This window comes from Rosenbergiella sp. YN46, from assembly GCF_036620675.1.
GTDB lineage: Bacteria > Pseudomonadota > Gammaproteobacteria > Enterobacterales > Enterobacteriaceae > Jejubacter.
In genome coordinates, this window is record NZ_JAZHEE010000032.1 from 1 (window position 1) to 26,010 (window position 26,010).

At 56.8% G+C, this 26,010-nt stretch carries 23 protein-coding genes; 4 read left to right on the forward strand and 19 right to left on the reverse strand.

All coding sequences use genetic code 11. The annotated features are described in order from the left end of the window. Positions 1–193: 193 nt before the first annotated feature. Together V3W49_RS17855 and V3W49_RS17860 are read right to left on the reverse strand one after the other, a co-directional pair. Positions 194–553: a TehB family protein gene (locus tag V3W49_RS17855; protein ID WP_500147305.1), complete on the reverse strand. Its 360-nt coding sequence runs from the start codon at positions 551–553 to the stop codon at positions 194–196. A 321-nt stretch (positions 554–874) separates the two neighbouring features. Further along, positions 875–1,420, reverse strand: a complete 546-nt coding sequence (locus V3W49_RS17860) for a cysteine hydrolase family protein (protein WP_500147306.1) — start codon at positions 1,418–1,420, stop codon at positions 875–877. A gap of 222 nt (positions 1,421–1,642) precedes the next feature. Between V3W49_RS17860 and V3W49_RS17865 the strand changes: the two genes are divergently transcribed. Further along, positions 1,643–2,611, forward strand: coding sequence for a GlxA family transcriptional regulator (locus V3W49_RS17865; protein ID WP_500147307.1), 969 nt, complete (start codon positions 1,643–1,645; stop codon positions 2,609–2,611). 150 nt (positions 2,612–2,761) lie between these two features. On the opposite strand, the gene V3W49_RS17870 is transcribed toward V3W49_RS17865, so the two are convergent. The 15 genes from V3W49_RS17870 to V3W49_RS17940 all read right to left on the reverse strand — a co-directional run bounded on the left by V3W49_RS17870 (position 2,762) and on the right by V3W49_RS17940 (position 21,431). Then, positions 2,762–4,906 carry a fimbria/pilus outer membrane usher protein gene (locus tag V3W49_RS17870; RefSeq protein ID WP_500147308.1) on the reverse strand — a complete coding sequence of 715 codons (2,145 nt, stop codon included), beginning with the start codon at positions 4,904–4,906 and terminating at the stop codon, positions 2,762–2,764. A gap of 94 nt (positions 4,907–5,000) precedes the next feature. Next, the gene (locus V3W49_RS17875; protein ID WP_500147309.1) at positions 5,001–5,426 is read right to left on the reverse strand and encodes a DUF1090 domain-containing protein; all 426 of its coding nucleotides are present in this window, start codon (positions 5,424–5,426) and stop codon (positions 5,001–5,003) included. A 93-nt stretch (positions 5,427–5,519) separates the two neighbouring features. Further along, complete coding sequence (locus V3W49_RS17880) at positions 5,520–8,978, reverse strand: ATP-binding protein (RefSeq protein ID WP_500147310.1); 3,459 nt, start codon at positions 8,976–8,978, stop codon at positions 5,520–5,522. Beyond that, positions 8,975–9,601 (reverse strand): response regulator, encoded by a 627-nt coding sequence (locus V3W49_RS17885; protein WP_500147311.1) that lies wholly within the window; start codon positions 9,599–9,601, stop codon positions 8,975–8,977. Before V3W49_RS17885 ends, V3W49_RS17880 begins: the two co-directional genes overlap by 4 nt. 325 nt (positions 9,602–9,926) lie before the next feature. After that, entirely contained in the window at positions 9,927–10,445 is a 519-nt protein-coding gene (gene hpaC, locus V3W49_RS17890) for a 4-hydroxyphenylacetate 3-monooxygenase, reductase component (RefSeq protein ID WP_500147312.1), read from the reverse strand. A 12-nt stretch (positions 10,446–10,457) separates the two neighbouring features. Further along, positions 10,458–12,020 (reverse strand): 4-hydroxyphenylacetate 3-monooxygenase, oxygenase component, encoded by a 1,563-nt coding sequence (hpaB, locus tag V3W49_RS17895; protein WP_500147313.1) that lies wholly within the window; start codon positions 12,018–12,020, stop codon positions 10,458–10,460. 252 nt (positions 12,021–12,272) lie between these two features. Then, positions 12,273–13,157 carry a 4-hydroxyphenylacetate catabolism regulatory protein HpaA gene (hpaA, locus tag V3W49_RS17900; protein ID WP_500147353.1) on the reverse strand — a complete coding sequence of 295 codons (885 nt, stop codon included), beginning with the start codon at positions 13,155–13,157 and terminating at the stop codon, positions 12,273–12,275. Between the two features lie 26 nt (positions 13,158–13,183). Further along, positions 13,184–13,984 (reverse strand): 4-hydroxy-2-oxoheptanedioate aldolase, encoded by an 801-nt coding sequence (gene hpaI / locus V3W49_RS17905; RefSeq protein ID WP_500147315.1) that lies wholly within the window; start codon positions 13,982–13,984, stop codon positions 13,184–13,186. A gap of 9 nt (positions 13,985–13,993) precedes the next feature. After that, on the reverse strand, positions 13,994–14,797 hold the full coding sequence (gene hpaH, locus V3W49_RS17910; RefSeq protein ID WP_500147316.1) for a 2-oxo-hept-4-ene-1,7-dioate hydratase: 804 nt from the start codon (positions 14,795–14,797) through the stop codon (positions 13,994–13,996). 3 nt (positions 14,798–14,800) lie between these two features. Beyond that, complete coding sequence (locus V3W49_RS17915; RefSeq protein ID WP_500147317.1) at positions 14,801–15,187, reverse strand: 5-carboxymethyl-2-hydroxymuconate Delta-isomerase; 387 nt, start codon at positions 15,185–15,187, stop codon at positions 14,801–14,803. Between the two features lie 3 nt (positions 15,188–15,190). Next, positions 15,191–16,081, reverse strand: a complete 891-nt coding sequence (hpaD, locus tag V3W49_RS17920) for a 3,4-dihydroxyphenylacetate 2,3-dioxygenase (protein WP_500147319.1) — start codon at positions 16,079–16,081, stop codon at positions 15,191–15,193. Between the two features lie 25 nt (positions 16,082–16,106). Then, the gene (gene hpaE / locus V3W49_RS17925) at positions 16,107–17,561 is read right to left on the reverse strand and encodes a 5-carboxymethyl-2-hydroxymuconate semialdehyde dehydrogenase (protein ID WP_500147320.1); all 1,455 of its coding nucleotides are present in this window, start codon (positions 17,559–17,561) and stop codon (positions 16,107–16,109) included. Continuing rightward, complete coding sequence (locus V3W49_RS17930; RefSeq protein WP_500147322.1) at positions 17,558–18,847, reverse strand: fumarylacetoacetate hydrolase family protein; 1,290 nt, start codon at positions 18,845–18,847, stop codon at positions 17,558–17,560. The genes hpaE and V3W49_RS17930 overlap by 4 nt, the downstream gene beginning before the upstream one ends. A gap of 257 nt (positions 18,848–19,104) precedes the next feature. After that, positions 19,105–20,580, reverse strand: coding sequence for a D-xylose transporter XylE (gene xylE, locus V3W49_RS17935; protein WP_500147324.1), 1,476 nt, complete (start codon positions 20,578–20,580; stop codon positions 19,105–19,107). Between the two features lie 293 nt (positions 20,581–20,873). Then, entirely contained in the window at positions 20,874–21,431 is a 558-nt protein-coding gene (locus tag V3W49_RS17940) for a DUF924 family protein (RefSeq protein ID WP_500147325.1), read from the reverse strand. Between the two features lie 155 nt (positions 21,432–21,586). Between V3W49_RS17940 and V3W49_RS17945 the strand changes: the two genes are divergently transcribed. Together V3W49_RS17945 and V3W49_RS17950 are read left to right on the forward strand one after the other, a co-directional pair. Beyond that, entirely contained in the window at positions 21,587–22,882 is a 1,296-nt protein-coding gene (locus tag V3W49_RS17945; RefSeq protein ID WP_500147326.1) for an MFS transporter, read from the forward strand. 11 nt (positions 22,883–22,893) lie between these two features. Then, positions 22,894–23,661, forward strand: coding sequence for a substrate-binding domain-containing protein (locus V3W49_RS17950; RefSeq protein WP_500147328.1), 768 nt, complete (start codon positions 22,894–22,896; stop codon positions 23,659–23,661). On the opposite strand, the gene V3W49_RS17955 is transcribed toward V3W49_RS17950, so the two are convergent. Then, positions 23,613–24,554 (reverse strand): LysR family transcriptional regulator, encoded by a 942-nt coding sequence (locus tag V3W49_RS17955; RefSeq protein WP_500147330.1) that lies wholly within the window; start codon positions 24,552–24,554, stop codon positions 23,613–23,615. The two genes, V3W49_RS17950 and V3W49_RS17955, sit on opposite strands and share 49 nt — an antisense overlap. A 181-nt stretch (positions 24,555–24,735) precedes the next feature. On the opposite strand from V3W49_RS17955, the gene V3W49_RS17960 reads away from it, so the two are divergent. After that, positions 24,736–25,155, forward strand: coding sequence for a lysozyme inhibitor LprI family protein (locus tag V3W49_RS17960; protein ID WP_500147331.1), 420 nt, complete (start codon positions 24,736–24,738; stop codon positions 25,153–25,155). Between the two features lie 399 nt (positions 25,156–25,554). Here V3W49_RS17960 and V3W49_RS17965 read toward each other — a convergent pair whose 3' ends face one another. Further along, positions 25,555–26,001, reverse strand: coding sequence for a MarR family winged helix-turn-helix transcriptional regulator (locus tag V3W49_RS17965; RefSeq protein ID WP_500147333.1), 447 nt, complete (start codon positions 25,999–26,001; stop codon positions 25,555–25,557). Between the last annotated feature and the right edge of the window lie 9 nt (positions 26,002–26,010).

Here is a 26,010-nt window from a genome sequence, read left to right on the forward strand (position 1 = left end):
GGGAGTTTCCCGGCAGTGAACGGAACAGCCCACTACATCGTCATATTCCGCCGCTTTTGTTCTGAAACAGGGCGCCGGAGCCGCCTGTCCCCCTCACCCCGGCCCTCTCCCGAAACGGGAAAGGGAGCTTCCCAACAATGAGCGGAACAGCCTGCCAGGCCACCATACTCTGCTGACCATCGCCTGATAAACCTTACTGCTTCGGCGGCGTATGCACTACCTGGCGAAACCCTTCCCCTTCCAGCGTCTCTTCGGGATCGGCAAAGAAATCGATATTGAACACCGTATCCTCAGTCAGCAGTTCAATACGATGCCAGTACTGCGGCGGGCTGATGCCAAACTGCCCGGCGTTAATCACCACGCTCATCTCCGGCTCGCTGGCATGCTCATCCTTAAAGCCGTAATATTTCACGGCGCCGCTCATCACCGACAGCCGCCCGTAAACCCCTTTTTTGGTGTTATGGTGAGTCAGTAACGCCTGGGGCACCGTCTCTTTTGTCCAGAACGGCGTGGAGCGGGTGTGGCGAAAGTTTGCAGGAATACGGGAAGCCATCAGTTATACCTCGTCTTAATCGTATCGGTTGTTACCCTGATAAAGCAACAGCCGTGCCATCTTTTTAATTATCTGATTTATATGAATTTAAAGAATCAGGCTCCGACTACACAGCAGTCAAAATGACACCGCTGTAGCTGTCTTATTGACAATAGACTGTCAAAATGACTATTCCCTTCGCAAAGATAATGGAATGAAACCTACGATATAGAAGCCACTTTATGATATCTATACCAATATAATAGAGACAGGAAATGCCTAAAGAGCCGATACACTTTCCAGCATACCGGACTCTGTAATGCTATGATCTGCCATTAAAAATCAGGCTGACAGATATTCTTTCGTTGATTTTACCTGTGCATATGCAAACGCTAAGGCTGCCATATATGCTGCATGAACATGTTCAGCTGGTGCTTTTACACCATTGAACTCCAGATCAAGGGTAGCACACGCATCATGGACTACAGTCACCGGATAACCAAAGTCAACAGCCGCACGAGTGCAGGCATCAATACACATATGACTCATCGCGCCGATAATAGTTAATTCGGTCGCGCCATATTTATCCAGAACTTCCTGCAATGTCGTCTTCAGGAATGAGTTTATGTAATTTTTCACCACGACATCTTCCCCTGGCGCCGGTGCCACTTCTTTCTGGAATTCAACCCCGAACGTATCTGGTTTGAAGAAATGCATCTCTCCATTAGGGAATACATGCTGGACATGAATTACCGGGATATGTTTTTTGCGCGCATCCGCAATAATGGCAGCAGCATTAGCTACAGCCGCTTCAATACCTTTCAGCGCCATAGCACCGCCGGTTGCATAGTCATTTTGCAGATCGATAACAATAAGTACTTTAGTCATGAGAGAACTCCGTATGAGGCTGCTATATGCCATTAGCATCCCGTCGGCACATTCGTCGTGCCCTGTGCGGGAAACGCTTAAGTTGTGTAAAGTATGGTATGCCCCTCATAATACGGTAAGTGTCATTTCTGACATTATTAATGTCAAAAATGACAAGCACCTGGCGTAATAAATCGAGTATAGTCACAGAGGATAATTTGACGTTATATAACAGGTAAAAGCGTGGCTAAAAGAACTATCGAAATTGGTATCCTGATTTATGAAGGGGCCCAAAAATCAGCTATTTGGGGCCTTACCGACCTTTTTCTGTTTTGCCAGAAAGTGGCGTTATCCAGCATCGCATATGCAGAAAAATTACCTAAGATAAGCCACTGGAAATGGGAGCATAAGGAAAATCGCCCCCTGAAGGTCTACGATTCATCTCCCGCAGACATCTCACAGCCAGCAGTGATGATCATTCCTCCCAGCCTTAATGAACCAGACTTCTCAGCTAATGCAGACAAATACAGTATCTGGCTAAGGCAACTTCAGAGCGGTGGATGTATTCTGGCTTCGGTATGCGCAGGCGCCTTTTTGCTCGCCGAAACGGGTCTGTTAAATGGCCGGAAAGTGACCACACACTGGATGTATGCTGATACGTTTTCGCGTCGATTTCCTTTGGCAGAGCTTGATATCAATTCACTTATCATTGACGGCGGCGATATTATCACTGCTGGCGGAGCATTTAGCTGGACAGATTTAGGGCTAAGATTAATCGATCGCTTTTTTGGGGCCGCATTGATGCTGGATACAGCGAAAATGGCGCTCATTGACCCGCCCGGCAGGCAACAAAGTCTGTATATAATGTTTACTCCCAAAGAAAATCACGGCGACAAGCAAATTCTAAATGTACAACGCTGGTTGAGTAAAAATTATAGCCATGAAGTGCTCCAGACCGAATTGGCCACTATTGCAAAATTGTCCCCCCGCACATTCCTGAGACGATTTAAAAAAGCGACGGGATATACGCCTAAAGAATACTTCCAGAGACTCAGAATAAGTCATGGACGCTATTTACTTGAAACCACCCGTGACCCTGTAGACAAAATAGCCTGGGAGGTAGGGTATGCAGACCATAGCGCGTTCAGGCGATTATTTTTACGATACGTCGGACTGGCTCCTGGTGAGTATCGTAATAAATTTAAAATCTAGCACCTCTATTTACCTCTGGCTGGTTCAGAAAGCAGGAATTAATAATGGGGATAGCAAGTAATACTTCACCATTTTTAAACAGCACAGCGCCAGGCTCTGCGACGCTGAATGGCACAGGTTACCCGGAATCACCGAGTCTGCCTGCAAAGACTATTTGTTAACCCTATCTGATGACGTCGTTTCCGGGCGCCAGTCCGGCACCGGAAAACGTAAATAGAGTATCGCGCCGTCGGTAGGGACCGCTTCCCGTTCGCTGACCGGGAAATGTCGCTCTTCCGGTTGGCTAAAGGTATCCACAGTCACCCTATTAACGCGCCAGGGAGTCATATAACTAACCAGTAGCCTGCCATCGCCGTTCGTCGTAGTGCCGAACTGGTTATAAAATCCAACGCCTGAGACTTCCGGCACTTCAACCAGCGCCGAAGTGCCCCCCAGAGTTTGCCCCAGCGCGATACCGCCGTCGAACAGCACCACGCTGCCGCTAACGTCGGCATGCAGGTCACGCTGGCGCCCGCTGCGTACCAGACTGGCATTCATTTCCCCGGCGTTATACTGCCAGCCCAGCGAAGTTTCCAGAGCATCATTACCGTGCACTTCGTGCTTTGCCGTCAGATCGTAGCGCAGACTGTTGTCGCCCAGCGCCGAACCGTAAATATTCACACCGTGGCTATCATTGCCGTGGCTGGCCAGATCGGAAACATAGCCGACGTTGACGGTGCGCATTCCCAGGCTCAACGGAATGCTGATATTGATACCGAGGGTGCTCTCTCCCGACATCCCCGGATAACGCTGATAGCCGCCGTACAGGCTGACGTCCAGATCCTGCCAGTCATAATCCAGACTCATCTCCAGGCTCTGACGACTTCCGGCCCCATTACGCCCTTTGGTCCAGTTCCATGAAAGGCTCAAGCTGGAGTCTTCGCCGATGTTCTGATTAATTTCCAGCTTCCCCTGCATCGCCCTACGGGTGGTATCATCATCCAGCCCATATTTCAGCATTCCGGCACGGCTGATTTTCTCTTCGAAAGTACGGTACTGACTGCCGTCTGGATACCACTGAAACTGGGCGTTAAGGCTGGTCTGAGTGTTCAAAAACGCCCTGGCATAGCGCAGGCGCCAGACCGAACCGCGCTGGCTCTGTTGCGCCTGGGTATAGCGCGCGTGGCTGACATCCACCGACAGCGCTCCCCAGCCTCCCAGATTACCTCCTACGCCTGCAACAGGACTGACATAGCGCTCCCCCTGTTGCAGACCGCCAAACAGCGTCAGCCGTGGCGCCACTCCCCACGAAAGCGTGCTTTGCCAGAAGCGATCGCGTTGTGACTCCATGCCGTGGTAAGGCTTATAGCGCCCCGCCGCCAGCTCGTAGCTGAACCGACCGTGCTGTACCAGGTTAGGCATGATCGAATAGGGCAACAGACGCGTACGTTCCGTGCCGTCGCTCTCCTGAATGGTCAGTTCCAGATTGCCCTGGGTGTCCGGCGGATAGAAATCACGAATGGTAAAAGGGCCTGGCGGCACGTGAATGCGGTATACCCGCTGGCCGTTCTGGTGAATGGTGACTTCCGCTTCAGTGCGGGCGTAACCGTTAATCCATGGCGTCCAGGGGCGCCAGCTATCGGGAAACATCGCCTGATCGCTGGAAAGGGATATTCCGCGAAAGGTAAAGGAATCAAACATATTAGATGAAGTATTACCGTCACCAAAGGTCAGCCTCGCCCGTAACGGCGTGATACTGCGCCACAGCGCTACGGAATCGCTGTACGAACCGTGCTGTCCCTCCTTTTCCCGCCACAAAACGTTGCTATAGCGCAGGCGCCACGGACCAACATTCAGGCCATTATCCAGCTTCAGCGTCGCGTCGGTACCTGGCGTATCCCAGCGATCACGGGCCCGCTGGTTATCGACGTCAAGGCGGTAGTTCATGAACAGCGCCGTGATACCATCGTCCCAGCGGCTGGTGCTAACCCCATTTTGCTGCGCATTAATGGCCGGTTCGGGAAACAGCAGCGTCAGCAGATCGGCATCGGGCTGATACCAGTATTGCAAATGATATTCCTGCGCCGATTGCGCCGTCAGGCAGCCGCGAGCGTCCCACGTCAGCCTATCAAGCAACGGCATAATAACGCCCCATTCTTCCATCAGCGGGCGCGTCAGGCAGGGTTGCTGGCCGTGAAAATCGAGGAATATTCCCCCTTTATAATCATTATTGAGAATGATCCACGTGCGCTCGTTGGCAAATGCGGATAGCGCCAGCAGCACAAAGGGCAATGTCAGAAAGAGTCGGAGAGCCATAGACAGGGCAGGCGCGACGAGAAACAGCGGAGAAGGCGTTAACGCCTTCTCCGCTGTGTTTCTCAGCGTTCCGGGAATCGCGCCCGGCTGAGACTTACTTCAGGGCAGCCAGTTCAGCGCGAGCCTGGTTCAGCTCCTGCTGAATTTCACGCAGGTCAGCCTGCTTTTCAGCCAGTTTACGCTGATATTTTGCAATTTTATCAGCCTTACCCTTGGCTTTAGCTTCACGCAGATCGGCCTGAACTTCCGCGATATCGTCACGTTTTTCAGCCAGCTTCTTCTCAAGCTTGGTAACTTTCTTCTGTGCATCAGCCTTAACGCTGGCGTTGGTGCAGTGTGCTTTAACTTCAGCCAGAGCCTGCTTCAGACCAGCAACTTTATAGGCGTTGCCATACTGCTGCGCGATACGGATTTCTTTTTGCAGCGCGGCTTCTTTCGCAGCACAGCTCTCTGCGGCCTGCGCAGAAGCCATAGCACCCAGGGAAGCAACAACAGCCAGAACGGTTACTAATTTTTTCATCACATTATCTCCATTTATTGATGATGAGAGCCTGGTCGCCTGATGACCGGCTATCTCCTGTCGTGAAAAAGAATATCCTGACCACGCAGGTAGTTACGACGTTCCCCGTTCCTCATCTTCCTGTAGGACCGGCTTCACCGGCTGTAGTCCTGTCTCCTGCCAGCGCTGTAGCGCCTCTTTCAGGCTACGAATCAGCGTCTCCAGACGCCGAACCCCCGCCTCATCCGTTGCCCGTTCCTGCTGACGACACAGTACTTCCAGCTCGCGAACGCCCAGCAGTTGAATTCCGCCGCGCAGGCGGTGCAGCGCCTCGCGTAACGGCGTCTCTTTCTGCGTATACCAACGTTCCAGCGTCGTCAGGGTTTCGTCCAGCACGGAAATTTGCAGCGTCAGAAAAACCGTCAGGTTTTCGCCTTCCAGCAGCGCCGCCGGGAGCGTATCAGTATCGATTTCCATCGCGAACGGCGCATCCGGCACCTCCTTCCCGGCAGGGAGCTGCGCCAGCAGCGCCTCCAGCATATTGAGCGTCACCGGTTTAAACAGGCAATCGGTCATTCCGGCGTCGCGCGCCGCTTCACGCACCGCCTCGCGGGCATCGGCCGTCACGCCGAATATCGGCAGCTCCGGGTAGAGCGGACGCAGCGTACGCGCCAGCGTATAACCATCCATGCCCGGCATATTACAGTCGCTAATCACCGCATCGACCCGCTCGCGTGCCAGCGTCGCTATCGTCTCTTCACCGCTGGCGCAGCGAAAAGTGCGATGTCCCAGCCAGGCAAGCTGCTCACCCAGTAGCATTCGTCCGGCGGGGTTATCGTCAACAATCAGCAGCGTCAGCGCCGGACGCCTGCGGGACACGGCGGCCTCTGGGCCTTCGGTCTCTGGTAACGCCGCCAGAGTAGGAAGCGTTACGCTCACCGTGGCGCGAGTACCTTCTCCCGGGCGACTTTCCAGCCCGACATCGCCACCCATCATCCGGGCAAGCGTCCGGCAGATATAAAGCCCCAACCCGCTGCCCTGGGCCATACGGTTGCCGTCACCCTGCTCAAAAGGTTGGAACAGACGCTGCAGCGTGGCGTCATCGATCCCCGCCCCGCTATCTTCCACTTCCAACCGTAGCGTCAGACTGTCGCGCTCCTCCTGCTCTGGCCAGGCTCGCAGCGTGACATGCCCGCTGTCGGTAAACTTAATCGCATTCCCCACCAGGTTGACGATAATCTGCCGCAGGCGTGTGGCATCGGCCAGTACATCTACATTCAGTCCGGCGTCAAGCTCCAGCCCAAGACGCAGCCCTTTGTTCTGGGCCAGTCCTTCCAGCAGCGCTGCCGACGAAGCGATAAGCGTGCGCAGCGATGCCCGGGCCGGGCACAGCACCAGGCGCCCGGACTCTATGCGCGATACATCAAGAATATTGCCGATCAGCAGCAGCAGGGACTGAGCCGCATCCCACGCGATGCGGATTGACTGCTGGTTAGCCTGCTCGTCGTCGCGACGCTGCATTACCAATTCCAGCATGCCAATAATGGCGCCGATAGGCGTACGAATCTCGTGGCTCATGGCAGCGAGAAAAGCGCTCTTCACCTGACTTGCGCTGTCGGCACGCCGCTTCGCCCTGCGCAGCGCCTGAAGCGTCCGCCGTTCGCGGGTAACGTCCACCCAACCGCCAATACTGTAGCGTTGCCCCGGCACCGGGGCGCGCCACAACCGCAGTAACCGGTTACTGTATGACACTATCTGGTACGCTCCTCGCTGCGAAGGTGTCAAATCCGCAAACCAGTTCGAGAGTTCAGCGCCGCGCAGTTCCGACACGCTAACGCCAAGCGCATCGCACAGCGCCCGGTTGCCCGTCCGCAGACGCCCCCGCGGATCGCACAGATATGCTGGCGCCGGTAGCGCCTCAAGCAGCGCCGTCAGTTCATTGCGACGTCGGTGCCGCAACCATAGCGCCATGACCACCAGAAGTAGCACGCCTGCGGCCAGCGCGATAATCCAGGCACCACGCCCTTCCCGCGTCGGTTTCGACGAAAAGCTGTTGCCGGCATAGCCATTACGGGTCAGGGCATGTAAATCTTCGGGGGGGATATTAATCAGCGCCTTATTCAGAATAGCGATCAGCGGCCAGGCCTGACGGGGCGCGCCAAAGGCGAAACGCAGCGGTTCGGTATCGATGCCAGCCAGAATCTTCAGCCCGGAGAATTCCCGCCGGGCAAGCTGAGCATTGGCGACAATCAGCGGCATCACCATCACATCGCTGTCACCCTTTACCACCCGCTGAAGCCCTTCACGCCAGCTATTAACCCGCTCGACCTGACTGGTGTCCTGACGCTGAAGCCAGCCCTGGGGCATCTCACCACGCAGCCCCACCACCCGCCGGGCCGAACCAGAACCATGATTGGCCCGCCCCACCATCACCCAGGAGTTATAGAGCCAGGATCGGGTGGTCAGCAGTCCGGCCTGCCAGATCCCTTCCTGAGCCGCCCCCGCTACCAGTTCGCTACGCCCCGCTTTCGCCGATTCCAGCGCCTCTTCCAGTGAAGAAACGCGCTGGATCTCAAAAGTAAAACCGGTACGCAGCTGAAGCGCCGTCAGAATATCAGCGATAATGCCACGCAGATGACCGGCATCGTCGAACATCGCCAGCGGGGCGTTGTCCTGCGCCACTGCCACCCGGATATTACGATTTTCAGCGATCCACTTATGCTCCAGCGAAGTAAATACCGGCTGATGCTCACTCAGCGACAGCGGAATGCCGCCATTCCAGCGCCGATGGATTTCCACGCCCGCGCTTTCCGGCAGCGCGCCAATTACTTTATTCAGAATCGTAATCCAGGGGCGCAGGGACGGCAGCGCGGCAAACGAGAAGCCGGCCGGCGGCGGTATCAGGGTCACGGGCCGCAGGTTCAGGTTACTCAAATTAGACTGGCTTATCAGATAGCGAGCGGTAATGGCATCGCAAAAGAACAGGTCGATTTTGCGAAACGCCAGCGACTCCATGGCGTGGCGGGCCGATGAAAAGCTAACTTCCCGAGCGCCGGGATAGCGCGCCATAATTTGCGCCGTATCGTAAACCGGGGAAATAGCCACGCTATGTACCGCGTCCTGACGTTCGCTGTCGGCATTAACCACCTCCACCGCCATATTCGGGCTGTAGGCTTTACTCAGCAGCAGTCCATCCCTGCGCTGGTTGTCGCCCGCCTGGGCAAGGAACTCGGCATCGCCCTGGCGCAGCGCCGCCAGCGCATCGGCATAGTCCGGATAACGGATAACCTGGATTTCCATTCCCAGGCTGGCGGCGACCAGCCCAAGGAAGTCGGCATTAATGCCGCCATAATCATTCAGGCCGGTCGTAATATCATAAGGTGGCGACATCGGTTGCCAGACAGCGAGCCGAATTTTGCGATGTTCGCGCACCCAGCGCCATTCGGCGGTCGTCAGACCAGGATCGATAACCGCTTCCTGGCTGCGGGCCAGCAGTTGAAGCGGCTGACCCTGTTCAGCCGCCTGCCCGGGCAGCGCCATTAACAACACCAGCAGCAGAATCAATGCCCTCACGAATCATCCTCGCTCGCCAGCATCTCGAACAGCTGCGCCAGTTCCTCAACGCCGCTTTTCTTGAGCATCCGCGCTTTATAGGTGCTGATGGTTTTATTACTCAACGCCAGGCTGTCGGCGATCTCTTTATTGGTTTTTCCCTGCTTCAGATAGTTAAGGACGGCTATTTCCCGATCGGAAAAACGCGCCAGCAGCTGCTGCGCGTCGCAGCTACGTGCCTCTGGCGCCGCTATCTGTTCATACACCCCGCCGGGAAAACAGTGATAACCGGCCATAATTAACCGGCATACCGACTCTACGGAGTCCAGCGGCAGACTTTTATTAATAAAACCATCGGCCCCCGCCTGTAATGTGCGAGGAGCATAAATATGGGCCGACTGATTAGTGAAAACCAGAATTTTAATTAATGGAAAATGCTGCTTAATTCGCGGTAGCAGATCCAGACCATTGGCGTTTTTCAGATCCAGATCGAGAATCAGCAGTTGAGGCATACTACGGTGCAGTTGTGCAATAAGATTTTCACCCGACGAGTCTGTAACGACATATTCACCGCCTTTTTCCAGCAGCACTTTTAGCGCAAAACAGATAGCCGGATGATCGTCAGCAAGTAATACTGAAATCATCTTGTTTTCTCACTTCCCTGCTAAAACTCAGTAACAGCAGTGACTTTGCATGGCTAACAAGAAAAAGTAAACAGGCGTAGTCGGAAAGCAGAGGATATCGCCACCGTGAATAAGAATATTTCTTTTTCAGGAACAAGGAGCGGGGTATTTTCCTGGTCAATCGGGAAGAGTCCCTCAAAGTAACAGAAAATTTTTAACATATACCGACAGCGGCAGAAATATTACCAAAAATATAATTAAAAGCGCTGATATATCATGACCAGCGCCTGTAAACCGGTTTCCTGTATGACTCCATACTCTCCCGCCAGGGAGAGCGGATATAGCACTATGCCGATACCATCATCTCTTCGTGCGGCGTGACATGAAAACGGCGGCGAAAGTAAATAAGCCCATGACCTTCCTGCGCTACGCGAATATGGCGAACGTCCAGCAGGTAGACAAAGTGGGTGCCAATACTCTGGATTTCGCGAATATCGCCTTCCAGACTCGCCAGCGCCTGATGTAGCACAGGCTGCCCCCTCACGCCTTCATGCCAGCCTTCCAGTGCAAAGCGCTGCTCCATAGTAACGCCAGTCATTCCGGCAAAGTGGCGCGCCATCTCTTCCTGAGCATGGCTCAACACATTGACGCACATTTCCCCATTGCGTTCGAAGACCGGATTCATAGCGCTGTTGCGGTTAATACACACCATCAGCGTCGGGGGCGTATCGGTTACTGAGCAGACCGCCGTCGCGGTAATGCCGCAGCGACCTGCCTTGCCGCTGGTCGTGACAATATTCACGGCGGCTGGCAGATTCGCCATCGCGTCGCGGAAAAGTAAACGTTGCTGTTCGCTATCAGACATGGTCACCTCCCATTACTTCGCAATGCGGTTGAGTTGATTAATGTCGTCATTGTTGTGCAGGCGGGGCACTTTCCAGCCGTCGCGGTCATAGTCCGCCATGCAGCGATCCACCATCTCCATCATGCTGTCCATATTGCCGCTGCTGCGGGCGTGGCGCAGACACTGCAGACGCACTTCGTCCTGGCTACCGGCGTAGTTGATTTCGTACAGTTCATGACGACCGCCGAACTCGCTGCCGATGGCGTCCCACATCAGCTTGAGGATCTTAATACGCTGCTCGTGATCCATACCGTTAGAGCCACGAACGTATCGGGAAAGATAGCGGTCGATCTCCGGATTATTCAGATCGCGCACGCTGGACGGCAGATAGATAAGGCCGCTGGTGACGTTGCTTTCAATGATGTTTTTAATCTTGCTGTAGGCCATGGGCGCCATTACGCGGTAGGTTTGCATCGCCTGCATATCTGGCAGCCAGGCGCCGTTGCGCCATTCATGTGCCTGAGCCCACATGGCGTCGCTCAGCGACCAGAACAGATTACGCCAGGCCACCACTTCCCCCAGCGCCGCCTGCACGCCGCGAAACTCCACGACGCCGGTGCACTCCAGGCTCTTTTGCAGCAGCGCGGTGACGAAATCGAGTTTTACCGCCAGACGCACACAGGCCTGCATCGGATAAAGGCGAGCGAACCCCGCTTCCACACTCCAGCGACGGCAGCGATCGAAATCACGGTAGATCAGCACGTTTTCCCAGGGGATCAGCACGTTATCCATCACCAGAATGGCATCATTTTCATCAAAGCGGCTGGAGAGCGGATAATCGAAAGGCGAACCGGTCATCCCCGCCACCAGCTCATAGGAGGCGCGGGAAATCAGCTTCACGCCGTCAGCGTCCATTGGCGCCACAAACATCAGCGCGAAGCGGGGATCGTCCCCCATCACCTGAGCCGAACCGAAGCCGATAAAGTTGTAGTGGGTCAGCGCCGAGTTAGTGGCCACCACCTTGGCGCCGCTGACGATAATACCCGCATCGGTCTCTTTCTCCACCTGGACATAGACATCCTTAACCTCATCGCTGGGCTTATGGCGATCGATAGGCGGATTAACGATGGCATGGTTAAAGTAAAGACCGGCTTCCTGGATCCGCTGATACCAGTGGCGGGCGTTATCGGCAAAGTCGCCGTAGTATTCGGGGTAAGCGCCAAGCGAGCAGGCAAAGGCGGCTTTATAGTCCGGTGTGCGCCCCATCCAGCCATAGTTCAGACGCGACCAGTCGGCGATGGCATCACGCTGCTGGCGAATTTCAGCGCCGGAACGAGCGAAGCGGAACGTGCGGTGAGTATAGCCGCCGTTACCCGTGTCAGTCTGCCAGCACAGATTGTCATGGCTTTCCGGAGCATGGAGCGCGTCGTACAGCGTCGCCACCGATCCTGCCGCGTTACGAAATGCCGGATGTGTGGTGACATCCTGAACCCGTTCACCGTAAATATAAATCTCACGCCCGTCCTGCAGACTTTTCAGGTACTCCTCTCCGGTAAAGGGCCGATTATCGGCAGTGCGATGTTGTTCTGGTTTCATGGTTGCCTCGTCACTGTGGAAAATTGTTAATAATATGTTTTGTTTCGGTTAACTAAATTTAGGCATGAGCGGACAGTGTCGGAAGAGACTTTTCAGGCGTTCACCAGTACTTTTCCCCGGGCCCAGGTAAAGTGCGATCGCGGTCAAAAAACGCGCCATTTTTGCAGGGATGGTGAGATTCGGACGCACAAAAACGCCGCGACGGCGGCCTCTTTATACCGATCATGCAGTCGATAACCGCAGCTACCCTATTCAACGGCTGCGATAGCGAGTAGGGGAACACCCCTCCATTCGATGAAAAAAGCGGGCGAAATAGGCGGGATCTTTATAGCCAAGGCTCAGGGCTATCTGATTCACGCTATGTGAGCTATAGAGCAGCATTCTCCGGGCTTCCCGGGCCATACGCTCCAGTATCATCCGTTTGGGGGACTGGTTGGAAAAGCGGCGACACAGCTCGGTCAGCCGCGATTCGCTGACGCCCAGCTGTCGGGCGTATTCCGGCACCGTCAGATGGCGGCGAAACGCCTCGTCCACCAGTCGGTTAAAGCGCTGGAACAGCCGCATTTCGCCGCGCACGCTGCACAGCGACGCATCGTTCGGCAGCGCCACCCGCAGCAGTAACGTAAAGACCGCCTGGGCCATATTATTCAGCAGCAGTTCCCTGCCCTGCTCCTGACAACGGAACTCCCCGGCGATCAGTGGCCAGTAGTGATTCAGGGCTGCCAGCGTTTCGGGAGATGACTCCAGCGACAGGCAGATTCCCCGGCTGCTAATCGCTTCGCTACTGGTTGGCCACAGTTTTTCCACCAGCGACCAGACCAGCTCCTGGCGCACGGTCAATACGTGGCCGTCGCTGTCCGGCTCGGTGAAAAAGGCGTGCGGCACCGACGGTGGCGTCAGCACAAACAGCGGCGCCCGCACGGCATAAAAGTGATCGTCCAGCTGTAGGGTGATCCTGCCGGTCGCCAGAAAGTGCATCTGAAAATAGCGATCGTGCCAGTGGGGGCGCATATCGCGCCCGAAGAAGTTCGCCAGCCGGGCGAAGGTTTCGTAGTGCACATCATCACGGGCGTAGCGCGCATCGTACTCCTGACCGATATTGATATTTTCAAAGGTATGTAATCCGTGGTGCGCCATGGTTTCCATCCTCTGTTTCCGGCCCGCTAGTAGACCGATTTATCCGCGTGAACAGGCGGCGTCGGCGGCGTGATAAAACGGGCGGCAAGCGCCTCGGCGCTGCGGGCCAGCAGCGTGGTATCCACCCCGACGGCGACGAAGAGCGCGCCCAGTTCCAGATAGCGTCTGGCAAGCGCTTCATTCGCCATCAAAATGCCGGGCGCTTTTTCTGCCGCCTGGATTTTCGTGATACAGGATTCAATCGCTGCCTGAACTTCGGGGTGCCCAGGATTCCCGGCATAGCCCATATCAGCGCTGAGGTCAGCCGGGCCGATAAACACGCCGTCCACCCCGTCCACCGCCAGAATCGCATCCAGATTTTCCACCGCCTGGCGAGTTTCAATCTGCACCAGCACGCAGATCTGCTCATCAGCGCGCTGAATATAGTCCGCCACCCGATTCCAGCGCGAAGCGCGGGCCAGCGCGCTGCCCACGCCCCGAACGCCGTTGGGCGGATAGCGACAGGCGCTGACCGCCCTGGCGGCATCGTCGGCGTTCTGAATCATCGGGATCAGCAGGGTCTGGGCTCCGGTATCCAGCAGTTGTTTGATCACCACCGGATCGTTCCACGGCGGTCGCACCACCGGATGGCTGCCGTATGGCGCGATGGCCTGAAGCTGTCCCAGGATTGAGCGCACATCGTTAGGCGCATGCTCGCCGTCAATCAACAACCAGTGAAAACCAGCGCCAGCCAGCAGTTCGGCGCTATAGCTATTAGCCAGCCCCAGCCATAAGCCAATCTGTGGTTCGCGCCGACGCAGCGCCTGTTTAAAGGTATTGGTAAACATCGCATCTCCTCAGACAAAGCGGCAGCTAATCGACCCCATATTTCCGTAATCCACCTGGAAGGTATCCCCCCTGCGGGCCGGCACCGGACGCGTAAAGGAGCCGCCCAGAATCACCTGCCCGGCCTCCAGTTGCACATCGTGGGGCGCCAGTTTATTCGCCAGCCATGCCACGCCATTGGCCGGGTGGTTCAGTACCGCCGCCGCCACGCCGGACTCTTCGATCACGCCGTTGCGATAGAGCAGCGCGGAAATCCAGCGCAGATCCAGGGCATCGGGACGAATGGGCCGCCCCCCCATCACCACTCCGGCATTAGCGGCGTTGTCGGAAATAGTGTCGAACACCTTACGCGGGCGGCCGGATTCCGGGTCGACGCTATGGCAGCGGGCATCGATAATCTCCAGCGCCGGAATGATGTAATCGGTCGCGTTATAGACATCAAACAGCGTGCAGTTCGGCCCGCGTAGCGGTTTCGCCAGAATAAAAGCCAGCTCCACCTCAATACGCGGCACAATAAAGCGATCGGCCGGAATATCGCCGCCATCGTCGAAAAACATATCGTCCAGCAGCGCGCCGTAGTCCGGCTCGTCAATCTGAGAACTGGCCTGCATCGCCTTCGAGGTCAGGCCTATTTTATGGCCTTTGAGCACCCGCCCTTCGGCAATTTTGTTCTGCACCCAACGGCGCTGAACGGCATAGGCATCTTCAATGGTCATCTCCGGATAGCGCAACGACAGCTGGCGGATCTGCTCGCGCCCTTTCTCCGCCTGGTTTAATTCATCCGCCAGCAGCGCGACGGTTTGGTCATTCAGCATGCATCACTCCTTGCGAAACAGCGCATGGACGTTGTTCTGTTTAAAATTGAGCTGCGGGTGGAGCTCTTCCACCGCCAGTGACAGCGCCAGATAGCATCGCGCCATCAGGTCAGCGAAGTGTTCGCGAATGCAGGCGAACAGTCGCTCCATCACCGGCATCAGTTGTTCCTGGCTACGGCCATGGCCAATTTTCAGGGTCATATGGACAAAGGCGTAGTCGTGAGCGCCGTCCGCCATCTGCCAGGTATCCACCCAGTGGGCGCGACTGCGAATGCCGCCCAACGGAAAGAGTCCGCTTTCCGCCAGCAGGTCGTTAACCCGTTTAAACAGGCCCGGTAGATCCGCCTCGGCGCGGATGTTTTCGGTGCATTCGGTAATAAAGTGCGGCATCGGTTATCCCTCCGCCCGAACAGGTTCAGGCGCTGACTGCGGGCAGCCTTCCAGCGGGAACACGGCGTTCACCTGCCCGGTGCCGGAGCTGGGAAACAGCTCGGTAATAAACTCCACCTGGCCGGTGTAGCGATCCCAGCCCAGTAGCCCCATCAGCATCACGGTATCGTGCATATTGCCTTCGCCGTAGCAGTAAGCGGCATACTCTGGCAGCATGCGGCAGAACTCCGCGAACTTACCTTCGCGCCACAGCTTAACCACCCGCTTATCCATCTGCTCGTCGAATTCGCGGGTCCAGGCATTCATCCCCTCTTCGGCCCGCTGGTCGTCGATAAAGCGATGCGAAAGCGAGCCGCTGGCCAGTACCGCTACGGTGCCGTCGTATTTTTCAATGGCGCGACGAACCGCCTGCCCCAGGCGGCGGCTGTCAGCAAAGTCATGCACGGTACAAAACGCGGAGACAGACACCACCTTAAAGTGGCGATCGCCGTTCATATAGCGCACCGGTACCAGAGTGCCGTACTCCAGGGTCAGGGAATTAATAGCGTGCGCTCTGGCGCGAACCCCCATCTCCACCGCTTCATCGGCGATAAGCTGCCCCAGTACCGGGTTGCCATCGCATTCATATTCCATATCGCGAATGAAGTGCGGCAACTCGTGACTGGTATAGGTGCCCTTAAAGTGGCTGCCGCAGTTGATGTGATAGGCGCTGTTCACCAGCCAGTGGGTGTCGAAAATGATCAGCGTATCTACCCCCAGTTGCCGGCAGCGGCGACTGATCTCATGATGCCCGTCGATCGCCTGCTGGCGACAGCCGTGATGTTTTCCGGGCAGCTCCGAAAGATACATGGAGGGAACATGCGTTATCTTGGCCGCCAACGCTAACTTACCCATAACTTGCTCCTTTTGAGCATGAGGCCTATACGCCCCACTTCGGAATCGGATGGTCGCCAAACGAGATACAGACGTTCTTCTGCTCGGCAAAGACCTCGAAGCTGTATTCCCCCCCTTCCCGGCCGGTACCCGATGCCTTAATACCGCCAAACGGCTGGCGCAGATCGCGCACGTTCTGGGTGTTGACGAATACCATGCCTGCCTCAATGCCGCGCGACAGGCGCATTACCTTGCTGACGTCCTGGGTCCAGATATAGGACGCCAGTCCGTACTCCACATCGTTGGCGAGCCGCAGCCCTTCCGCTTCGTCCTTAAAGGGCAGCAGGCAGGCCACCGGCCCGAAAATCTCCTCCTGCGCTACCCTCATTCGGTTATCGACATCCGCCAGCACCGTCGGGCGCAGAAAGTTGCCGTGCTCCAGCCCCTGGGGCTTATCCGGGCCGCCCGCCAGCAGCCTGGCCCCCTCTTCAATTCCCAGACGGATATAGCCGGACACTTTCTCCCAGTGTTGCGGGCTAATCAGCGCCCCCACCTGGGTATCGGGATCGGTGGGATTGCCTACCCGCAGCCGGTTAGCGCGTTCGGCAAAGCGCTTCACGAACTCCGGGTAGATGCTCTGCTGAATAAAGATGCGTGACCCGGCGGTGCAGCGTTCACCGTTCAGCGAAAAGATGGTGAACAGCGAGGCGTCCAGCGCCCGTTCGATATCAGCATCTTCGAACACCAGCACCGGCGACTTACCGCCCAGCTCCATAGAAAACTTCTTCAGCCCGGCGTTCTGCACGATCCTGCGACCGGTGACGGTGCCGCCGGTAAACGAGACGGCACGTACGTCATGGTGACGCACCAGAGCATCGCCGGCGCTGGCGCCGTAGCCCTGCACCACATTCAGCACCCCCGCGGGGATCCCGGCTTCCAGCGCCAGCTCTCCCAGCCGGTCGGCGGTCAGCGGCGACAGTTCCGACATCTTCAGTACCGCGGTATTGCCCAGCGCCAGGCAGGGAGCGGTCTTCCAGGTGGCGGTCATAAAGGGAACATTCCACGGTGACACCAGCGCGCACACGCCCACCGGTTGCAGCAGGGTGTAGTTGAGCATCCGGTCATCCACCGGGTAGCTGCGACCATTCATCTGCTGGCACACCTCGGCGAAGAACTCGAAGTTGTGCGAAGCCCGGGGGATCAGCACGTTTTTAGTCTGGTGAATCGGAAGCCCCGTGTCGGCGGTTTCCATTTCGGCAATCTGCGGCACGTTCTGGTCAATCAGCTCTCCCAGGCGACGCATCAGGCGCGCCCGCTCTTTCATTGGCGTGTTGGCCCACTTCGGAAAGGCGCGTTTTGCCGCTTCCACCGCCTGATTTACGGCCTGTCCATCACCGGAGGCGACCTCCGCCAGTACCTCGCCGTTAGCCGGGTTGACCGTAGTGAAGTAGTCGCGTTCGGGAACGTTTTTTCCGTCAATCCAGTGGTTAATCTTGTTCATTTCAGGCTCTCCTCAAACTGCTGTTCGCTGACGATCCGATTGGTCAGGCGCCCCACGCCTTCTATCTCCACCACCACTTCATCGCCGGGCCGGACATCGGCCAGCCCTTTCGGCGTGCCGGTGGCTATCATGTCGCCAGGCTGTAGCGTCATAAACTGGCTGAGCCAGGAGACCAGAAAAGGTACGTCGAATACCATGTCGCGGGTGGTGCCGCTTTGGCGCAGTTCGCCGTTGATAAAGGTCTTCAGGGTCAGATTCTGGGCGTCCGGCACCCGCTCACGGGCCACCACGGTCGGATGCAGCGGCGTCAGGGTGTCGCGACTTTTTACCCGCAGATTGGGGCGATAGTAGTTTTCCAGATAGTCGCGCACCGCGTAGTCGTTACACAGGGTATAACCGGCGACATAGTCCAGCGCCTGCTCGCGAGAGACGTTACGGGTGACTTTGCCGATAACCGCCACCAGCTCCGCTTCATAATGCATGTAGTCGACATTGTCCGGGCGCACGCTGACGGCGTGGTCGCCAGTCAGGGTATTGGCAGCTTTAATAAAAACCAGCGGTGATTCCGGCGCCTTAAAGTCCAGCTCGCTGGCATGGTCGGCGTAGTTAAGGCCAAGAGCGAAGAAGGTGGGATGCCCCTGCTCTTGCGGCTGCGGTTGCGGCGTCTGCTCATCAACGAAGCGGTTGACCAGCGCCGTTAGCCCGGCAGCCCGAACAATCACCTCATCGCCCGCCGTCACCGCAATACGCTGCCGGGGTGTTCCCATAAGAATAATATCGCCCGGCATCAGGGTGGCGAAATCGCTAAGGGCGGCGACCAGCTCCTCCGCGCCTCGCCGGAGCTGCGCCGTAGACCAGCGCTGACGTTCTTCGCCATTCACCTCGGTGACAATCTCCAGCGCGCTACTGTCGCTAAGCGGCGCCATCTCTCCTATCGGGCAAAAACCGTCGCGACATTTCGCCTGAATCGCCGGGCGATAGAAGCTCTCTTCGGCCAGACTCAGTTCGTTTGCCAGCACAAAACCGGCGATATGCTGCCCGGCCCGGGCCTGCGTCACCCGACGCGCTTTTTTGCCAATCACCAGCCCCAGGGTCGCGCCGCTAAAGGTCTGCTCACCCGCCGGCAGCGTAATGGTCTGATGGCTGGTGCGCCAGGTATTGCGCGGTTTAATAAACCAGACCGGCGTTTTGGGCGGCGTCTGGTAAGGAGGCTGGTGAAAGGCGGCGTCCCAGGCCTGGATCTGGCTCTGGTGATTAAGCGCAACGGCAAAGATGGTTCTCTTCATGGATCTCCCCTGAAACGGATAAATCATTAATATATTAATGATTAAGTATTAGATCGATTTATGGCCAGAAATCAAACGACTGTTACAGAAATGTGATCAATACAGCAGATTGGAAAACAGCGGGAAAATGCGCACCTTTTGGCCAGAATCGATACAGCCTCGCGTACCGTAAGGCAGGTAAGCAGCAATTTATTAATATAGAAATAAAAAACCGACCGCTGAAGCGGCCGGCTGTCATTAAGGAGGAGTGAACGCTATCAGGTACGCGCGGTTTTCGCCTCCGGCACCTGAGCATTGCCCCACAGCTCTTCCAGCTCTTCCAGAGAGCGGCCACGGGTTTCTGGTACGAATTTCCACATAAACAGCGCCGCCAGCACGCCCATACAGCCATAAATCCAGTACGAAAAGCCGTTATTAAAGTGTGACACCAGCCAGGAGTTTTTATCCATCATCGGGAAAGTCCAGGAGACGAAGTAATTCGCCAGCCACTGGGCCGCCACGGCGATCGCCATCGCTTTACCGCGAATCGCGTTGGGGAAGATTTCCGCCAGCAGCACCCAGCATACCGGCCCCCATGACATGGCGAAGGCCGCCACGTAGAACAGCATCGCCAGCAGCGCCACTACGCCGGACCAGTGAGCATAGAACGCCGTACCTAGTGCGAACATCCCTGCCGCCATTCCCAGCGCGCCGATAATCTGCAGCGGCTTACGCCCAAATTTATCGACGGTCATAATCGCCAGCACGGTAAAGCTCAGGTTTATCACGCCAACGATAATGGTCTGCAACAGTGCTATATCAGTGCTGGCCCCCAGGGTTTTAAAGACCTCCGGCGCGTAGTAAAGCACTACGTTAATCCCCACGAACTGCTGGAACACCGACAGCATAATACCGATGATAATCACCCCGCTGCCGAACATCAGCAGGCGGCCCCCGGTACGCTTGCCTGCCTCCAGAGAGTGGCCTATCTCCTGCATCGCCACCGCGGCCCGCGCCTGTCCCATAATCCGGGTCAGAACGCTCTGAGCCTGATCGTTCTGACCGCGGGCCATCAGCCAGCGTGGGCTTTCCGGTACGGTATACAGCAGACCGAAGAACAGCAGTGCGGGAATCGCCTCAGATGCGAACATATAGCGCCAGCCATCGCTATGCAGCCAGCTGGCGTCACCGGAGCGGGCGATAATATAGTTGACGCAGTAGACCAGCAGCTGCCCCAGAATAATGGCGAACTGGTTAAAGGAGACCAGCTTGCCGCGAATATTGGCGGGCGCCACTTCTGCGATATACATAGGGGACAGCATCGAGGCCAGCCCCACGCCAATTCCGCCGATAATGCGGTAAATAACAAAATGGGGAACATAACCGGAGAGGTAATAAGGAATACCGCCTTCGGGATTAATCTCTGAAAACCCCATTTCCGGCCAGGCCGATCCTACGGCGGAAATAAAAAACAGCAGCGCCGCTATTTTCAGTGAATTACGCCGACCGAAACGGTTACTTAAATAGCCGCCCATCGCGCCGCCGATAATACAGCCGATAAGCGCGCTGGCCACACAGAATCCCAGCAGGGAGTTCGCGGCCCCTTCGCTCAGACCTTGTGGTTCAACAAATACCTTATTCAGCGACTCGACAGTGCCTGAAATCACCGCGGTGTCGTAACCAAAAAGCAGCCCCCCCAGCGTGGCCACCAGGGTGATTGTAAACACATAGGAGGAAGAATTTTGCGTGGTCATCTTTACCTGCCTTTATTCCCGGATATGATACCGGCCGACCCCGTTGCGGGAGCGCATTTGCCGACCAGCCAGAATCGAATGAAATAGCCTCTACGCAGCCTCTATCATCAGTTGGCCGCAAGGGGGGAACAATTGCTATTTTTGACAACCCGGTTATGAATTATATTTTTTTTGATGCTTTTCAAACTTTATTAACAGCCAACAATAAAAAATCATTAATGTGATTCTTTTCACAATTACTCATTCTGCCGATGAAAAAACCAAAAATAATAATTGTATTAAACGAAAAGCACTTATCCCGGAGACGACTTCATAAAGGCAAAGGCCTCGTGCGCCATAAAGTCCAGCTCCTCGGGCGTAGAATCTCGGCCCAGCACCGCGTTACGGTGCGGATAACGGCCGAACCGTTCAATTAAAAGGTGGTGCTGGCGTGCGGTTCGCAGCGCCTGCCCATTTCCCGGTACGTCGAACAAACGCAGCGCCTGCGCCTGAATGACGGCCGACTCCGCATGCATAAGCGGCATCAGAACAAAGTTGCGCCGCACTCGCCCCAGCCCCCCGAAATCCGGCTGGCCAATCGCCTCCTGGGCCAGCACCAGCGCCATACCATCCTGAGCGAAGGCGCGCGGGTCCCGGCGCCACAGGTGACGGGAAAACTGATCCAGAACCAGAATTTCAGCCAGACGCCCGTTGATATTGACGCGCCATCCGGCCAGTTCTCCGTGCGCGGCGGCCTGCCAGATGCTAAAAAACCGCGCCCGTATCATATTGTCCGTACGTCCGGACTGGCGAAACCACTGTCGGGGCTTCAGCTCGCTAAACCAGAAATGCAGAATCTCGCGATAGTCCATGCCCACCTCCTGCCTTTATCTAAGCACAACGACTTCTGAAAGTGATGCGCCATACGCATAAATTGTTGCCCAAAATGCACTTATAAACGGCGGTTTTTTGCGCCAGTCTCTTCTTCACAAAAACAAATACAGTCTAATAACAAATGGAGAACATCATGACCCCTGAGCAGCCCCATACCCTCCGGGCAAAGGCCAGCGCGATCCTGCGCGTCACCTCCGGTAATTTTCTTGAGCAATTCGACTTCTTTCTGTTTGGCTTTTACGCCACCTACATCGCTCACGCCTTTTTCCCGGCCGAAAGCGAATTCGCCTCGCTGATGATGACCTTCGCCGCCTTTGGCGCCGGGTTCCTGATGCGACCGCTGGGCGCCGTTATTCTGGGGGGGTGGATCGATAAAGTGGGACGCCGTCGGGGACTGATCCTCACGCTGTCAATTATGGCCAGCGGCACCTTTCTGATAGTCCTGGTGCCCGGCTATGAAACCATCGGGCTGTGGGCGCCGCTGCTGGTGCTGATCGGCCGTCTGCTGCAGGGATTCTCGGCTGGCGCCGAGCTGGGGGGCGTCTCCGTCTATCTGTCTGAGATAGCGACCCCGGGACGAAAAGGCTTCTATACCAGCTGGCAGTCCGGCAGCCAGCAGGTGGCTATCATGGTGGCTGCCGCGCTCGGTTTCGCCCTGAGCGAACTGCTGGATGAAAGCGCCCTGCACAGTTGGGGATGGCGTATCCCCTTCCTGGTAGGCTGTATGATAGTCCCCTTTATCTTTATGCTGCGTCGCCGGCTGGAAGAAACCGAAGCCTTTAGCCAGCGCCGTCACCACCCTTCGCTACGCCAGATTTTCCAGACGCTAATGAGCCACTGGGGTATCGTGCTGGCCGGTATGTTGATGGTGGCGATGACCACCACCGCGTTCTATCTGATTACGGTTTACGCCCCGACCTTCGGCAAACAGGTGCTGCATCTTAGCGCTTCAGACAGCCTGCTGGTCACGCTGCTGGTCGCCATCTCTAACTTTATCTGGCTGCCCATTGGCGGCGCGCTGTCTGACCGCTTCGGTCGCCGTCCGCTGCTGATCGCCATGACCCTGCTGGCGATGCTGACCGCCTGGCCCGCTCTGTCGCTGCTGGCGGGCGCCCCAGGCTTCGGCATGATGCTGGGCGTGCTGCTGTGGCTCTCCTTCCTTTATGGCCTGTATAACGGCGCCATGATTCCGGCGCTGACCGAAATTATGCCGGTCGAGGTGCGGGTATCCGGTTTCTCGCTGGCCTACAGTCTGGCAACGGCGGTGTTCGGCGGCTTTACCCCGGCTATCTCCACGGCGCTGATTCAGGCCACCGGCGACAAAGCCGCCCCGGGATACTGGGTTAGCTTCGCCGCCCTGTGCGCGCTATGCGCCACGCTGTGGATTTACCATCGCAGCGCCCCGCGCCTGCAACCCGCCACCAAATAAGGAGAGCCTGCATGCGCATCGTAAAATTATGTTGTCTGATTGTACTGTTGGCCGCGGGCCAGGTCAGCGCGGCACAGTTAACCGTTATGATCTCCGGCGGCTTCAGCGCCGCCCTGGACAAACTGGCGCCGGAATATAGCGCCAGCCACGGCAATACCCTGAAAATCGTACACGGCCCGTCAATGGGGCGTTCGCCTCAGGCGATCCCCAATCGACTGGCGCGCGGCGAAAAGGCCGATGTGGTGATTATGGTAGGCTATGCGCTGGATGGCCTGATCAGGCAGGGAAAAATCATACCTGGTACCCGAACAGAGCTGGCGGATTCACGCATCGGCGCCGTCGTGCGCGCCGGTGATGCAAAACCCGATATCACAAGCGTTGCGGCCCTGCGCCAGACGCTGCTGAACGCCAAATCAGTGGCCTGGTCCGACAGCGCCAGCGGCCGTTACGTGCAGGATACGCTGCTGAGCCGGTTAGGCGTTAAGCAGGCGCTGGGTCAGAGGGGGCAGATGGTGGAACGCGTACCGGTCGCCTCCCAGGTTGCCAGCGGCAAGTATCAGATAGGCTTCCAGCAGGTCAGCGAACTGTTACCGGTGAAAGGCGTCACCTTTATCGGCAAGATCCCTGAATCGGTCCAGAAGGTGACCCGTTTCGCCGGCGCCGTCCCCGTCGGCGCCGGGCATGCCGATGACGCCAGAGCGCTGCTGCGCTATCTGGCCTCTAAAGAGGTTCAGTCGCAGGTGCGCGCTACCGGACTGGACTCAGTGCCCGCCGCCTGAGGCCCCTTGATCTCAACGATCAGACGTTCCAGCGCCGAGGCCAGCGGAGTCAGCAACCGGCCCCGGCGCTTGATTATTCCTACCTGACGCACCACTTCCGGCTCCACCAGCGGCACGCTGGTCAGAATCGGGTGGGCGCCGTCAGGCAATGCCATGACCGGAACCGCCGCAATCCCCAGCCCGGCCTCTACCATGCCGAGCATGGTAGTGACATGGCGGGTTTCGCAAACGCTGGGACGCGACGGCGTAGCGTGCGCCAGCGCCTGATCCAGCAGTAGCCGGTTTCCCGAGACTTTATCGAGCGAGATATAGTCCCAGCCGTAGAAATCCTTCCAGCGGACGCAACGCGCGCCGGCCAGCGGATGATCGCGCCGGCAGGCCGCTACGTAGCACTCCTGCACCAGCCACTCAAATTCAATATCGGGATCCAGACTGCCGGAAAAACTCAGTCCAAAATCGGCCTGGCCATCCAGCACCGCCTGGCACACAGCGCCGGCGCTGGTATCCATCAGCCGGATATGAACGCCGGGATAGCGCTGTTTAAAGGTGGCGATCACCGTTGGCATAAAGTAGTAAGCGGCGGAAGGCACGCAGGCCACGGTCAGCCGCCCATGGCGCCCCGGCGCGTTATCGCTGACCCCGATCAGCGCATCATCCAGTTCATTCAACAGCCGCTCCACCCGGGGCGCAAAAGTTCGCCCCGATGTGGTCAGCCGCACCCGGCGGGTGGTGCGCTCAAACAGCCGCACCCCAAGGGCGCTTTCCAGCTTATCGATACGACGGCTCAGGGCCGACTGGGAGATAAACACCGCCTCCGCCGCCGCGCGGAACGTGCCATGCTCCACCAGCGCCCGGAAAGCCTGCAGATCGTTTAAATCGAAATTGATAGACATAGATTACAGCTACTGGTCAGTCGTAATGCCTCGATTTAACCGATAATACCTCATTTAATTTACATTTCCTTAAACATACTGACGGTGATTTTGCAACCAAATAACACAGCCACGCCTGGGCCGGGCTTGACGCCACCATCCGTCGGGGCTGTAATCAATTTTTTATGTCGGAATAACCAAAATGCGTAGTTTTATATTTCAGGTTTTCGCCCTTTTCGCGCTCGCCCTTCCCGCTTTTGCCGCACTACCTGGTAGCCGCGACACCACCAACCCGGAGTTTATGGCGCGCCCCTACAGTCAGACTTACCGCGACTGCATGGCGCGCAGCGTCAGCACCATGGAGATGGTGGACTGTATGGAAAATGAGCGAAAAAGCTGGGACCAGCGGCTAAATAAGGTCTGGAAAGAGACGCTCTCCTCGGTCATGAGTCCGCTGCAGTGGCGCGATGCCCAGCGCAAGTGGCTGGCCTTTCGCGACAGTCAGTGCCTGGCCGTCACCGGTAAAGGAAGCGGCGGCGCCACCGACAGCGCCAGCTGTATGATGAATATGACCATCGAACGCACGCTCCAGCTGGAAGACGCTAACTGGCCACTGGGCTGACGCCGGTTTGCTAAAGCCACTTTTCCGGTAGCGTTTTCTGCTGGCGACGCAGGGCGACCCGCCGAACGGTATAACGAATCGCGAGCCAGACAAGCGCCGGAAAAGCGTGCAGAATAGACCAGATAAGCAGCGCGGAGAAAATGCGGATGGGGAAGGCCCGCCCACGCTATCCTCCCCCAACTGAAATGCCTGATAGCACCAGAAAAACAGACCGCCGACCAACCACAGCCAGGGCACTGACTGAACGCCAGGTTTCATCGTTTTCTCCTTCCATTTACCGGGCCGCGCTCTGTGGACTACGCCCTCAAAGGTTCCGCTTCACCACCTCTGATTTAGCATAGTCAAAAGCGCCGCCGGTGCGTTGTTTCCGCCATAAATGAAAAAAGAATCAGCCAGGGCTTACGGCTCCAGCATTTTACGTAGCAAAAAATCCAGCGCGACCCGCTCCGCGGGATTTAACTTGCCGTAAGCCAGTTCGGTTATCCCCCACGCATTAGGGATAACCTGCTCCAGACATGCCGCCCCCTCAGGCGTCAGCATAACAATCACCTTACGTCCGTCTTCCGGATCCGGCCCCAGAGCCACCAGCCCCCGCTCCTTAAGACGGGCGACTATCCCACGGATAGTCGCCTGATCGACCGCGGTATAATCCACCAGCTCGCGCTGGGCGCTGGGGCCATGGTCGCGTAGCGCGCAAAGAGTGGTAAATTGCACCGCGGTCAACTGCGAATCGCCGATGTGTCCCTGGAAAATAGCCACATAGCGCTGGTAGACCCGACGCAGCAGATGCCCCGGCTGACGCGAAAAGTCATACGCGGCCTCTTTCCTCTGCGCTTTATCCTGCATCGAACTGAT